This is a genomic window from Streptomyces sp. NPDC048718, assembly GCF_043198875.1.
Lineage (GTDB): Bacteria > Actinomycetota > Actinomycetes > Streptomycetales > Streptomycetaceae > Streptomyces.
This window is the reverse complement of sequence record NZ_JBICVG010000003.1, coordinates 28377-41617: the sequence shown is the minus strand read 5'-3', so window position 1 is coordinate 41617 and position 13241 is coordinate 28377. Positions and strand designations below refer to the sequence as shown.

Below are 13241 nucleotides of genomic sequence, written 5' to 3'. Positions count from 1 at the left end.
CCGGGCCCCGGGGTTGGGCCGGGCCGCCCCCGGGCTGGGCGCTCCGCGGCTCACGGGCGCGGCGCGCGTGACCACTCTCCCGGGGATCGGCGGGGCGCGCCCCGGTCGGGCCGAGGCCCCTCGTACGGGCGTGGGTCGGATCAGAAGCAGGAGATGTTCGTCGAGGGACGCATCAGCAGCGAGCTGGCCTCGTCGCGCTGGCCGACGTGGTTGCCCTTCACGCCGTCGTGGCTCAGCTGACCGGCGTTGACCGCGCTGCCCGGGTTCACACAGAAGACCAGGCCACCGCCGTAGTTCACGTCGTAGTAGTAGTGGCTCTCGTAGCCACCGGTGCTGGAGTTGCTGGCCGCCCACGTGTTGTCGTTGATGTTGATCGACATTCCGTCGAAGTAGTTGTCGGTGAAGTCGGGGTCGCTGTTGTAGAAGGCGTGCCCGCCGGGCTCGCCGAGCCCGTTGTAGAAGACGCAGTGGTAGCCCGCCGCGCAGTTGGGTCCGGCCGAGGCGGTCGTCGCGGCGGCGAGGCCACCGCCCAGGAGGAGCGCGGTCGCGCCGGCGACGGCGGCGGCCTTCCTGCGGAGGCCGGACTTCTGACGGGTCTGGGTCGAGAACATGATCGGTTCCCCTTCGGATTGAGGACATGCGAGGACATGGAGAGGGAGGGCATCCGCTTCCGGGACCGGGAGCGGAAGACTGTGGGGTTTTCGGGTCCTGCGGGCGGGCTCAGCCGGCCTTCGCGCCCAGGACTTCGCCGGCTGCCTTGTTCTGGCGGTCGGACAGCTTCTTCCAGTCGGCGCCGACGGCCGGGTGCCGGTCGAGCCAGTGCTGCTGGGCGGCGGCGAGCCGCTGGTACGCGGTGGTCAGGTACCCCGTCTCGGCCTTGCAGCGCAGATCCGCCGCGGCGACCGGGCTGGTCCGCCGGTCGTCGGCCGAGCGCAGCGAGTTCAGGACCGCGACAGGGTCCTGGGCCTTGACCTTGGCCCGGTCCATGCACGCCCGCCAGCGTGTGGTCGCCGCTTGGAATCCGGGGTCCTTCTCCACGTCGGCGCGCGCCTGCTGCTGCGCCTCGAAGAGCATGATCCGCACCTGGAGCCAGCGCATCCGGCCGTCGCCGAGCAGCCGCTTCTCCGCCTCGGCGAGGCAGCCCTCGCCCGGCCGGGACACGCTCAGCCGCAGCCCCTTCGTACTGACCCGGGCGCTCTCCCGGCCGAACAGGGCCCGGGCGTAGGCGTCGGTGCTCTCCGGGCTGCCGGGCCGGGGCGGCTTCTCGGAGGGCGCCGGGGCGGCGGTACGCGGCGGGGCCGAGGACTCCAGGCCGAACGGCTGCGGGCGCTCCTCCGCGGCGGCCCCGCCCGTACCCCTGTCCGCGCCGGGGTCCGCGCCGGTGTCCGAGGCCGGGGGTGCGGGGGCGTAGCGGTAGCCGTGCTCGGCCATGCAGGCGATCGTGACTTTCCGCTGGGCCCGGGCGCTGGGCAGCTGCGGTGTGAACAGCAGGCCGGTGACGGGGAGAAGCTCGTGCAGTGCGGCGAGCGCGGCCGGCTCCAGCGTCCGCTTCGCCGCCGGGGCCGGAGTCGGAGTCGGAGTCGGGGAGGCCGCCCCGGCGGACCCGGAGCAGCCGGCAGTGGTGGCGAGGACCGTTCCCGCGACCGCTCCGGCGGCCAGCACGCGGACCAGCCTCCGCGCGGCGACACGCGCACCGCAAACGTTCTTCGTCCGCGTCCCGGCCATTTTACGATCCACCGTCCTGTTGATGAGTGCGTCGATCGGGTGTTGTTCGGTCAGATTCTGTGAGGACAAGGGGAGTTCTGTGAACGTTGGTGCGCTGGAACGCAATTGCCGTGGTGGGAGGGGCTGAGGAGATGCTGCGCATCCACTTCACGGGGGAGGATCTCGCCCGGGTGCGGATCGCCCCCGAACCCGATCCGATGTGGGAGCTGTTGCTCAGCCTGCATCGGCTGCGAAGACGGGACGCGGGGGTTCTCTTCGGGCCCTGGCTGCGGGAGTCGCTGCCCCGAGTCCCGTCCGTCACACGCCTGTTGACCGCTCTCGCGCCGCCCGTCGGATACGCGATGGACTTCCTGACCCCTGCGGCCGACGGGGGCCTGGCCGAGCGGATCGAGGCCCTGCGCGCCACTCCGTTGCGTCAAGTCCACCGCGATATGGGCGAGTTCACGCGCCGGAACGGGACCCGGCGCATGCCGGCCTGGAGCCGGAACCTGGCGGAGGGGGACGCCGGGGGCATCGGCCGGATCGCCGACGCGGCGGGCGTGTACTTCGACACGGTGCTCGACCCGTTCTGGGAGCGCATCCGGGCCCAGGTGAGCCGGGACAGATCACGCCGTTCGACCGTGCTCGCGGAGGGCGGCTGGGACGCGGTCCTCAGCACCATCCATCCGTCCGCGCGGTGGGACTTCCCGGTGCTCCAGCTCGATTTCCCGGTCGACCAGGATCTGCGTCTGGACGGTCGGGGGCTGCTGCTCCAGCCGTCGTTCTTCTCCCGGCACGCCCCGACGACACTCGCCGACCCGACGCTGCCACCGGTCCTCGTCCACCCGATCGAGCACGACGCCGCCTGGGCGGCCCCGGAGTCCGGACCGGCCGACGGGCGGGCGCTCGCGGCACTGATCGGGCCGACCCGGGCGATCCTGCTGTCGGCCCTCGCGGACGGCATCGCGAACACGGGCGAACTCGCCCGCGCGGCGGGCACCTCGCCACCCAACGCCAGCCGCCACATCGCGGCGCTGCGGGAGGCGGCGCTGGTCACCAGCCTGCGCCACCGCAACGCGACCCTGCACACGGTCACCGAACTGGGCCTCGCGCTCCTGGAGGGAGGCAGCCCCCGTATCCGTACGTGATGCGGGCGCCGTCCGTGCGTGACATGGATACCGTCCGCGCGTGGCCTGGTCACCATCCGCGTGCGAGACGGTCACCATCCGCACCCTGAGACGGGCGCCATCCGCACATGACGCGGTCACCGCGGAGCGGCCGTCCGGCACCCCGCCGGACGGCCGCTCCGCATACGTGCGCTGTACGACGCGCATGTCACATACGAAGGAGCCGCCCCACACGCTGCCCGGGCCCCACCTGGCCGAGGCGCGGGCGCGGATCTTCCGCGCTGCCGGCTCGCCGGGGGGAACGCACCCCGTAACCGCCCCTCCCGGGGCCGTGAGGCATATGCCAGACGTCGACCTCCCCCTTCGGGCACCCGTGCGAGAGCCCCCGTCCGGTCATAAAATCCGCCTATGCCCGAGCTCTCGCGCGGCCGGAAGCGGGTCGTTCTCGCGATCTGCTGTATGAGTCTGCTGATCGTCAGCCTCGACAACACCGTGCTCAACGTGGCCCTGCCGTCGATGCGGCGCGAGTTCGGGGCCTCGGTCGCCGGGCTGCAGTGGACCATCGACGCCTACGCGCTGGTGCTGGCCTCGCTGTTGATGCTCGCCGGCTCCACGGCCGACCGGGTCGGCCGCCGCCGGGTCTTCAGCATCGGCCTGGTCGTCTTCGTGATCGGATCACTGCTCTGCTCGCTCGCGCCCAGCCTGTCCGCGCTGATCGCGTTCCGGATGGTGCAGGCCGTCGGCGGCTCGATGCTCAACCCGGTCGCCATGTCGATCATCACCAACACCTTCACCGAACCGGCCGAACGCGCCCGGGCCATCGGCATGTGGGGCGGCGTCGTCGGAATCTCGATGGCGATGGGACCGCTGGTCGGCGGGCTGCTCGTCGAGTCGGTCGGCTGGCGGGCCATCTTCTGGGTGAACGTACCCATCGGCATCGCCGCCCTGCTGCTCACCCGGCGCTACGTCCCCGAGTCCCGCGCCCCGCGTCCCCGCCGCCCCGACCCGGTGGGCCAGATCCTGGTGACGGCGCTGCTCGCCTCCCTCACCTACGCGATCATCGAGACCAGCGCGCTCGCCGCCGGCGTCTGCGTCATCGCCCTCGCCGGGATCCTCTCTTACGAGCCGAGGCGCCGCGAACCCCTGATCGACCTGCGCTTCTTCCACAGCGCACCGTTCAGCGGAGCGACGGTGATCGCGGTCTGCGCGTTCTCCGCGCTCGGCGGCTTCCTCTTCCTCAACACCCTCTATCTCCAGGTCGTCCGGGGCCTGTCGGCGCTGCACGCGGGCCTGTTCATGCTGCCGATGGCCGCGATGAGCCTGATCTTCGCGCCGCTGTCGGGCCGGCTCGTCGGCGCGCGCGGCCCCCGGCCGTCCCTGCTGCTCGCGGGGACCGCGATGACGGCGGGCGCGCTGCTGTTCGCCGTCTTCCACGCGCAGCGCAGCACGCCGTTGCTGTTCACCGGGTACGTGGTGTTCGGCATCGGATTCGGCCTGGTCAACGCCCCGATCACCAACACCGCCGTCTCCGGCATGCCCGTCTCCCAGGCCGGGGTCGCGGCGGCGGTCGCCTCGACCAGCCGGCAGATCGGCCAGACGCTCGGGGTCGCGGTGGCGGGCGCGGTGCTCGCGGCGGGCCTCGGGGCGATCCGGCAGGGCCCCGGGAGCTGGGGCCTGGACACCTTCCTGGCGGCGAGCGAACCGGCGTACTGGATCATCACCGGCTGGGGCCTGTGCGTCCTGATCGCCGGGGCGCTGAGCAGCGGCGACTGGGCCCTGCGGACGGCGCGGCGCACGGCCGCCCTCCTGGAGCCGGCGCACGGCGCACGGCCGACGGCCCCGGGTCCGGCGCGCCCACCCGACCCGCCGGATCCGCCTCGCCTACCCCGTCCGCCGCGCCCGCGCTGAACCAGGATCCTCGGCCGGCCCTGGTCAGGCGGCCACCACGGCCACCACGGCCGGGGCCGCCGCCCTCGCCTGACGGCGGTGGACCTGGTGCCGGGCATGGCCGTCGCGGGCCTCGGCCAGGGGCTTCAACTGCCGGTGCTGTTCCGGGTGGTGCTGTCGGAGGTACCGGCGGACCGGGCGGGCGTGGGCGGCGGGGTCATGGTGACCACCCAGCACTCGGCGATGACGCTCGGCGTCGCCTCGCTCGGCTCGGTCTTCCTGTCGCTGTCCGCCGCCGACCCGGCGGGCCACGCCCTGCCGGGTGACCCTGCTGCCCCAGCTCGTCCTGGTGGCGGCGACGACGCTGCTGGCGCTGCGGCTGCCCCGTTCGACGGTCGACTGAGCGCGCCCGCACGCCCCAGCCGTACGAAACGGGAGGGGGAACGGGAGACGGGAACGGCCCGGGTCACTCGCGTGACCCGGGCCGTTCCCGTTGTGCGGGTGACGGCGCTTGTCCGTCCTCACCGCTCGGCGGATCTCCTACTCGGCGGATTCCTGTCCGCCTGCCTGCTGCTCGCCTGCCTGCTGTTCGTCGGCCTGCTGCTCGTCGGCTTCCTGCCGCTGAGTGCTGCGCTCGCGCATCTTCTTCAGCAGGTCCTGCTTGCGGTCGTCGGCCTGTCGGCCGCCGCTCGCACGGCCCTGCGCGGTGCCGTGCTGTTCGGCGCGGGACAGCTTCTTGCGCTGTCCGCCGACGCCGAGGAGGTTGTTCCGGCTCTTGGCCATGGGTGTCTCCCCTCCGATGTCTCCGATGAGGTGGGCATTCGGTCCGTCGTCGGTCGCGGCGTGCCGCGCCGCGCGCTCACTCGTAGATCGGGAGATGGGAGTACATGCCGACGACGCTACCGGCCGCCCCCGCCCCACTGCACCCGGTTTTCTCCCCGCCCAGCCCACCCCCCTCCCCCATCGACTGACAGATATTGAAATCTGTCATCGCTCATGTCATTCTCGAAGAGAGACAGCCGTACGGAACACGGAACCCACTCCTCAGGAGACCGTCATGCTCCCCACCCGCCCCCTCGGCACCACCGGCCCCCGCGTCTCCGCCCTCGGCCTCGGCTGCATGGGCATGTCCGCCCTGTACGGCGCTGCCGACCGCGCCGAGTCGATCGCGACCATCCACGCCGCCCTCGACGCCGGCGTCACCCTCCTCGACACCGGCGACTTCTACGGCATGGGCCACAACGAGCTGCTGATCAACGAGGCCCTGCGCACCGCCCCCGCCGCCGCCCGCGAACGGGCCCTCACCAGCGTGAAGTTCGGCGCCATGCGCACCGTCGAAGGCGGTTTCGGCGGGATCGACGGCCGCCCGGAGGCCGTACGGAACTTCCTCGCGTACTCGCTCCAGCGGCTGGGCACCGACCACATCGACATCTACCGGATCGCCCGTGTCGACCCCGACGTCCCGATCGAGGAGACCGTCGGCGCCCTCGCCGAGCTGGTCGAGGCCGGTCACGTCCGGTACATCGGCCTGTCCGAGGCCGGTGCCGACACCCTGCGCCGGGCGGCGGCGGTCGCGCCGATCTCGGACCTCCAGATCGAGTACTCGCTGCTCTCCCGGGGCATCGAGGAGAAGATCCTGCCGACCGCCCGCGAGCTGGGCATCGGCATCACGGCGTACGGGGTGCTCTCCCGCGGCCTGATCAGCGGCCACTTCGCCCGTGATCGCGCGCTCGCGCCCGGCGACTTCCGGGGCATGAGCCCGCGCTTCCAGGGCGAGAACCTGGACCGGAACCTCGGCCTCGTGGACCGGCTGCGCGCGGTCGCCGGCGCCAAGGGCGTCACGGTCGCCCAGACCGCCATCGCCTGGGTGCTCGCCCAGGGGCCCCGGCACGGCGCGGACATCGTGCCGCTGGTCGGCGCCCGTACCCGCGAGCGGCTGGCGGAGTCCCTCGGCGCGCTCGATGTCACGCTCGACGCGGCCGACCTGGCGGCGATCGAGGCGGCCGTCCCGGCGGGCGCGGCGGCCGGGGAGCGCTACCCGGAGTCGCAGATGGCGCACCTCGACAGCGAACGCTGAGCCGGAACGCCCCCGGGTACTGTCGTGCCATGACCGCCACCGAGACCCTGACCGCCGCGCGCATCCTCGAAGCCACCGAGGAGGTGCTGCGCCGCTACGGCCCCGCGAAGGCGACCGTGGTGGACGTGGCCCGCGCGCTCGGGGTCAGCCACGGCAGCGTCTACCGGCACTTCCGTACGAAGGCGGCGCTGCGCGAGGCGGTCACGGAGCGCTGGCTGGAGCGGACCCTCGTCCCGCTCGCGCCGTACACCGAGGGTCCGGGGCCCGCCGACGAGCGGCTGACCGGCTGGCTGACCGCCCTGTTCGAACTCAAGCGGGCTAAGGCGGGCGGTGACCGGGAGCTGATGGACACGTTCATGGTGCTGATCCGCGAGAACAGCGCGGTGGTCGACCGGCACGAGGAACACCTGGTGGAGCAGATAGCCGCGATCCTTGCGGACGGCCATCGCGAGGGCGTCTTCGCCGCTCCCGAGACCGACTTCCGCGCCACGGCCCGCGCGGTCTTCGACGCCACGGACCGCTTCCACAACCCGGCGCACGCGGCCGAGTGGACCGACCCGGGCATCGGCGAGGCGTTCGCCGCGGTGGTCGCGCTGGTGCGGCGCGCGCTGCGGGCGTAGCACCGATCCAGTAGCGCCCATAGCGCCGGTCATCAGGGCCTACGACAAAGCCCCCGGTTCCGTCGGACGGACGGAACCGGGGGCTTTGTCGTACGGAGCGGCCGGTCAGCCGATCAGCTGATCAGCCGGCCGGTGAAGCATCGACCCGGCAGGCCAGCAGGTCAGCAGGTCAGCAGGTCAGCAGCCGATGAGGCGGCTGGCCAGGTAGCCCTGGATCTGGTCCAGGGAAACGCGCTCCTGCTTCATGGTGTCGCGCTCGCGCACGGTCACCGCGTTGTCCTCAAGGGTGTCGAAGTCGACGGTGATGCAGTACGGCGTACCGATCTCGTCCTGGCGACGGTAGCGGCGGCCGATGGCGCCGGCGTCGTCGAAGTCGATGTTCCAGTTCTGCCGCAGGTCGGCCGCCAGGCCCTTGGCCTTCGGCGAGAGCTGCGCGTTGCGGGACAGCGGAAGGACGGCGACCTTGACCGGGGCCAGGCGGTAGTCGAGGCGCAGCACGACGCGCTTCTCCATGACGCCCTTGGCGTTGGGGGCCTCGTCCTCGTTGTACGCGTCGAGCAGGAAGGCCAGCATCGTGCGGCCGACACCGGCGGCGGGCTCGATGACGTACGGGACGTAGTTCTCGCCCGTCTCCTGGTTCAGGTAGGAGAGGTTGGCGCCGGAGGCCTTGGAGTGGGCCGTCAGGTCGTAGTCCGTACGGTTGGCGACACCCTCCAGCTCGCCCCACTCGCTGCCGCCGAAGGAGAAGCGGTACTCGATGTCGGCGGTGCGCTTGGAGTAGTGGGAGAGCTTCTCCTGCGGGTGCTCGTACCAGCGCATGTTCTCCTCGCGCAGGCCGAGGCCGGTGTACCAGTTCCAGCGCTGCTGCATCCAGTACTCCTGCCACTCCTCGTCCTCACCCGGCTTGACGAAGAACTCCATCTCCATCTGCTCGAACTCGCGGGTCCGGAAGATGAAGTTGCCCGGAGTGATCTCGTTCCGGAAGGACTTGCCCATCTGCGCGATGCCGAACGGCGGCTTCTTGCGCGAGGTGGTCTTGACCTGGGCGAAGTTGGTGAAGATGCCCTGGGCGGTCTCGGGACGCAGGTACGCGACGGAGCCGGAGTCCTGGGTCGGGCCGAGGTGGGTGGCGAGCAGACCCGAGAAGTTCTTCGGCTCGGTGAAGGTGCCCTTGTTGCCACAGTTCGGGCAGTTGAGGTCGGTGAGGCCGTTCTCGGGGAGACGGCCGTGCTTCTCCTCGTACGCCTCCTCCAGGTGGTCCGCGCGGAAGCGCTTGTGGCAGGAGGTGCACTCGGTCAGCGGGTCGGTGAAGGTGGCGACGTGACCGGACGCCTCCCAGACCTCGGTCGCCAGGATGACCGACGAGTCGATGCCGACGACGTCCTCGCGCGCGGTGACCATGTAACGCCACCACTGGCGCTTGATGTTCTCCTTGAGCTCGACACCCAGCGGTCCGTAGTCCCAGGCGGCACGCTGGCCGCCGTAGATCTCGCTGCACGGGTAGACGAAGCCACGGCGCTTGCTCAGGCTGACGATGGTGTCGATCTTGTCGGCGGCCACGGTGCTCTCTTCATTACGACGACGAAGTGCGAATGCCCCAGGGTACCGGCGCCCGTACCTCCTCTTTCAAATCGGATACGCCTTGTGCAGGGGAAATCGGGGGCGGGCGGGTCCCGGAGCGCCGGCGCGGCCGTCGGGTGGTCCCGACTTGTACGTGTCTGCCGGGATACGGGCACGCGAGGGCGGGGCGGGAGCGAGAGCGGGTGGCCCAGGACGGCCGGAGCGATCTCGCACGGGGGGGCCGAGTGAGCCGAAGGGGTGCGTCGGGGGAACAGTGCCGAACGCGTGCGGGCCCGCGAGGAACGAGTGGGGTGAGCACGATCGGTGCTGTGAGTCCGACTCCAGCACCCCGTGGGGGTCCCCCCGCCGAAGGCAGGGGGAGAAGGAGGCACAAAACGCGCGGAGACCCGGGAGGGGACCTGGACCGGGCCGGGGGCGGGGGCGGGGGCCGGAGGCGCACGTCGGGGTGCGTGGCGAGGTGTACGCCGAGGTGCGCGCCCAGGCGTACGCCGGGGTGTGGGCAGGGCCACGTTACGGCGATCCGGGGAATCGGCGCAGGTCCGAGCGGGTTCTCCGGAGAGGGTTCACGCAGCCGCCCGACTGCACGCACGTTCGGTTATTGACAATCGTTTCCACTCTTGTTGAAAATGGCTTTCATGAACGTTCCCGGACCGATACGCCTGACCGCCGTCGCCGGAGCCCTCGCGCTCGGCCTCGTGACCCTGACCGCCTGCGGCGGGACCTCGGACGCGGCCGACCGGAAGCACGACGGCAAGCTGGGCGTGGTCGCGTCGTTCTACCCCATGGAGTTCCTGGCCGAGCGGATCGGCGGCGGCCATGTGTCCGTCGAGACCCTCACCAAGCCGGGCGTCGAACCCCACGACCTGGAGCTCAAGCCCCGGCAGATCGGCCGGCTCACCGACGCCGACGTCGTCCTCTACCTCAAGGGCGTCCAGCCCGCCGTCGACGACGCCATCGACATGGCGGGCGTCGAGCACACCGTCGACGCCGCCACGCTCACCACCCTCGAAGAGCACGGCGACTCGGCCGGCGACGGCCACGCGCACGAGGACGGCGGGTCCGGGCACGACGACCACGCCGGACACGCCCATGGCGGCGGCGAGGAGGCGGGCCACGAGGGCCACGACCACGGGTCCGAGGCCGGTGCCGGCGACCCGCACATCTGGCTCGACCCGGTGAGGTACGCCGAGGCCGCCCAGGGCGTCGGCGCGGTCTTCGCGAAGGCCGACCCGGCCCACGCCGCCGACTACCGGAAGAACACCGACACCCTGGTGAAGCAGCTCGGCGCGCTGGACACCGAGTTCAAGGACGGTCTGAAGAACACCGCCACGCGGACCTTCATCACCACCCACTCCGCCTTCGGCTACCTCGCCGAGCGCTACGGCCTGGAGCAGGAGGGCGTCGCCGGCATCGACCCCGAGGCCGACCCGTCGCCCGCCCGCGTCAAGCAGCTCCAGGAGATCGCCCGCGAGAACAAGGTCTCCACCGTCTTCTTCGAGACCCTGGCCAGCGACCGTACGGCCAAGACCCTCGCCCACGACACCGGTCTGCGCACCGATGTGCTCGACCCGCTGGAAGGCATCACCGACCAGTCCAAGGGCGACGACTACTTCCAGGTCATGCGCGCCAACCTGGCCGCGCTGAAGACCGCCCTCGGCGCCCGGTGACCGCGCCCCCGACGGGGGCGGCCCGCATCGGGAAGGCCCGTACACCCGCCGTACACGGACACCTACCCGTAAGCGCACACGGCGCGGCACCCGCACCCGTACCCGCGCCCGCACCCCGGGACACGGCGCCCCACGACATCCACGAAGCAGACCCGAAGCAGAGGAGGCACGCATGAGCACGCCCGTGACCGGCGAGGCCGTCATCACCATCAGCGGCGCCACCGCCACCCTCGGCGCGCGTCCCGTGCTGCGCGGCGTCGACCTCACCGTCGGGCGCGGCGAGGTCGTCGCGCTGCTCGGCGCCAACGGCTCCGGCAAGTCGACCACCATCCGCGCCCTCATCGGCCAGGTGCCGCTGACCGGCGGCTCCATCGACCTGTTCGGCACTCCGAAGAAGCGTTTCCGCGACTGGGCCCGGATCGGTTACGTCCCGCAGCGCACCACCGCCGCCAGCGGCGTACCCGCCACCATCCGCGAGGTCGTCACCTCCGGCCGGCTCTCGCGCCGCAAGTTCGGCTGGCCGAACAAGGCCGACAAGGCCGCCGTCGAGCGGGCCATCGACCTCGTCGGGCTCGGCGACCGCGCCGGGGACTCCGTCTCCGCGCTCTCCGGCGGCCAGCACCAACGCGTACTGATCGCCCGCGCGCTCGCCTCCGAGCCCGAGCTGCTGATCATGGACGAGCCGATGGCCGGCGTGGACCTCGCCAGCCAGGAGATCCTCGCCGCCACCCTGCGCGAGCAGGTCGCCGGCGGTACCTCCGTCCTGCTCGTCCTGCACGAGCTGGGCCCGCTGGAGCCGCTGATCGACCGCGCGGTCGTCCTGCGCGACGGCTGTGTCGTCCACGACGGCCCGCCGCCGGAGGCTGTCGGCCAGCACGCGCTGCCCGGCCACGACCACGTCCACCCGCACGCGGCCGACGAGCCGCTCCGTACAGGTCTGCTGACCTGACGGCCGACGAGAAGAAGCAGACTCATGGAAATGCTCCAGGACGCGTTCATGCAGCGCTCCCTCCTCGCCGCGCTGCTCATCGGCATCACCGCCCCCGCCGTCGGTGTCTACCTCGTACAGCGCCGCCAGGCGCTGATGGGTGACGGCATCGGCCATGTCGCCATGACCGGTGTCGGTCTCGGCTTCCTGCTCAACACCAGCCCGATCTGGATGGCCACGCTCGTCGCCATCGCCGGCTCGGTGGTGATGGAGCTGATCAGGACGTACGGGAAGGCGCGCGGCGATCTCGCCCTCGCGCTGCTCTTCTACGGCGGCATGGCGGGCGGTGTGCTGCTGATCAACCTCAGCCCGACCGGCTCCAACGCCAAGCTGAGCTCGTTCCTGTTCGGTTCGCTGTCGCTGGTGTCGCCCGAGGACGTGGTGACGATCGCGGTGCTCGCCGCCTTCGTCATCCTGGTCACCGTCGGGCTGCGCCGCCAGCTCTTCGCCGTCAGCCAGGACGAGGGCTTCGCCCGGGTCACCGGTCTGCCGGTGCGGCTGCTGAACCTGCTGATCGCGGTCACCGCCGCCGTCACCGTCACCGTCGCGATGCGCGTCGTCGGCCTGCTGCTCGTCAGCGCGCTGATGGTCGTCCCGGTGGCCGCCGCCCAGCAGTTGGCCCGTTCCTTCCGCGCGACGTTCGTCCTGGCGGTCGCCATCGGCACCGTCGTCACCCTGTCCGGTACGACCGCCTCGTACTACCAGGACCTGCCGCCGGGCGCGACGATCGTGCTGCTCGCGATCGGTGTGTTCATCGCCCTCACGGCGCTGGCCGGACCGCTCGCCCGCAGGCGGGCCCGGGCGGCCGTCACCGCGACGGCGGTCTGCGACGCGAAGGTGCCGGCGGGACGCCGTCCCTCGGACGATGTGAAGGTGTGAGGGCGGGACGGCTGCATGAGCGCGGGACGGCATGAACGCTCGACGGCGTGACGGCGTGAACGCGTGATGGCTTGAACGCGTAAGGGATTTGACGCGATTCGCGGGGGGTGTCCCGGGATCGTTCCCGGGGAAGGGGAGGCTGGCAGAATGGCGGGGGCAGACAAGGACTTAGGAGGCCCCCGTGGCAACGGCAGGACCCCCCGTACGTGGCCGCGCGACCCGACAGCGGGCGGCCGTGTCGGCCGCGCTGAGCGAGGTCGACGAGTTCCGCAGCGCGCAGGAGCTGCACGACATGCTCAAGCACCGCGGTGATTCCGTTGGCCTCACCACCGTCTACCGCACGCTGCAGTCCCTCGCCGACGCGGGCGAGGTCGACGCACTGCGCACCAGCGAGGGCGAGACCGTCTACCGCCGCTGCTCGACCGGCGACCACCACCACCATCTGGTGTGCCGCGTCTGCGGCACGGCGGTCGAGGTCGAGGGCCCCGCGGTGGAACAGTGGGCGGAGACCATCGCGTCGGAGCACGGCTTCGTGAACGTGGCGCACACGGTGGAGATCTTCGGCACCTGCTCGGACTGCGCGGGGGCGGCGGCCTCGTAGCCCGCGTAGGACCCCGTACGTATGAGGGTGGGGGGGGGGGGGGGGGGGGGGGGGGGGGGGGGGGGGGGCCCCGGGGGGGGGGGGGGGGGGGGGGGGGGGGGGGGGCACGT

Annotated in this window: 12 protein-coding genes and 1 pseudogene; 9 read left to right on the top strand and 4 right to left on the bottom strand. The window is 71.8% G+C overall.

Annotated elements, in window-relative coordinates:
- Positions 1 to 140: 140 nt before the first annotated feature.
- Entirely contained in the window at positions 141 to 611 is a 471-nt protein-coding gene (locus ACGFRB_RS05875) for a hypothetical protein (protein WP_393239592.1), read from the bottom strand.
- Positions 612 to 720: 109 nt separating this feature from the next.
- A complete protein-coding gene (locus tag ACGFRB_RS05870) occupies positions 721 to 1662 on the bottom strand; it encodes a hypothetical protein (protein WP_393239590.1) in 942 nt (313 codons plus the stop codon).
- Between the two features lie 194 nt (positions 1663 to 1856).
- Here ACGFRB_RS05870 and ACGFRB_RS05865 point away from each other — a divergent pair, with 194 nt between their 5' ends.
- The 3 genes and pseudogenes from ACGFRB_RS05865 to ACGFRB_RS05855 form a co-directional block, all read left to right on the top strand.
- Complete coding sequence (locus ACGFRB_RS05865; protein WP_393239587.1) at positions 1857 to 2852, top strand: ArsR family transcriptional regulator; 996 nt, start codon at positions 1857 to 1859, stop codon at positions 2850 to 2852.
- A 387-nt stretch (positions 2853 to 3239) separates the two neighbouring features.
- Positions 3240 to 4739, top strand: coding sequence for an MFS transporter (locus ACGFRB_RS05860; RefSeq protein ID WP_393239584.1), 1500 nt, complete (start codon positions 3240 to 3242; stop codon positions 4737 to 4739).
- A 63-nt stretch (positions 4740 to 4802) separates the two neighbouring features.
- A pseudogene (locus ACGFRB_RS05855) lies at positions 4803 to 5121 on the top strand (MFS transporter); the annotation flags it as partial.
- A 137-nt stretch (positions 5122 to 5258) separates the two neighbouring features.
- Here ACGFRB_RS05855 and ACGFRB_RS05850 read toward each other — a convergent pair.
- A complete protein-coding gene (locus ACGFRB_RS05850) occupies positions 5259 to 5501 on the bottom strand; it encodes a DUF6243 family protein (protein WP_393239581.1) in 243 nt (80 codons plus the stop codon).
- Positions 5502 to 5775: 274 nt separating this feature from the next.
- On the opposite strand from ACGFRB_RS05850, the gene ACGFRB_RS05845 reads away from it, so the two are divergent.
- Positions 5776 to 6795, top strand: coding sequence for an aldo/keto reductase (locus ACGFRB_RS05845; protein ID WP_393239578.1), 1020 nt, complete (start codon positions 5776 to 5778; stop codon positions 6793 to 6795).
- A 29-nt stretch (positions 6796 to 6824) separates the two neighbouring features.
- On the top strand, positions 6825 to 7415 hold the full coding sequence (locus ACGFRB_RS05840; protein WP_393239575.1) for a TetR family transcriptional regulator: 591 nt from the start codon (positions 6825 to 6827) through the stop codon (positions 7413 to 7415).
- Between the two features lie 177 nt (positions 7416 to 7592).
- Here ACGFRB_RS05840 and ACGFRB_RS05835 read toward each other — a convergent pair whose 3' ends face one another.
- Positions 7593 to 8975, bottom strand: a complete 1383-nt coding sequence (locus tag ACGFRB_RS05835; protein WP_361230225.1) for a glycine--tRNA ligase — start codon at positions 8973 to 8975, stop codon at positions 7593 to 7595.
- 656 nt (positions 8976 to 9631) lie between these two features.
- Between ACGFRB_RS05835 and ACGFRB_RS05830 the strand changes: the two genes are divergently transcribed.
- The 4 genes from ACGFRB_RS05830 to ACGFRB_RS05815 all read left to right on the top strand — a co-directional run bounded on the left by ACGFRB_RS05830 (position 9632) and on the right by ACGFRB_RS05815 (position 13131).
- On the top strand, positions 9632 to 10663 hold the full coding sequence (locus tag ACGFRB_RS05830) for a metal ABC transporter substrate-binding protein (protein ID WP_393239572.1): 1032 nt from the start codon (positions 9632 to 9634) through the stop codon (positions 10661 to 10663).
- Between the two features lie 172 nt (positions 10664 to 10835).
- Positions 10836 to 11612: a metal ABC transporter ATP-binding protein gene (locus tag ACGFRB_RS05825; RefSeq protein WP_393239569.1), complete on the top strand. Its 777-nt coding sequence runs from the start codon at positions 10836 to 10838 to the stop codon at positions 11610 to 11612.
- A 24-nt stretch (positions 11613 to 11636) separates the two neighbouring features.
- Positions 11637 to 12530: a metal ABC transporter permease gene (locus tag ACGFRB_RS05820; protein WP_393239566.1), complete on the top strand. Its 894-nt coding sequence runs from the start codon at positions 11637 to 11639 to the stop codon at positions 12528 to 12530.
- Positions 12531 to 12711: 181 nt separating this feature from the next.
- Positions 12712 to 13131 carry a transcriptional repressor gene (locus ACGFRB_RS05815; protein ID WP_363006323.1) on the top strand — a complete coding sequence of 140 codons (420 nt, stop codon included), beginning with the start codon at positions 12712 to 12714 and terminating at the stop codon, positions 13129 to 13131.
- Positions 13132 to 13241: the final 110 nt, after the last annotated feature.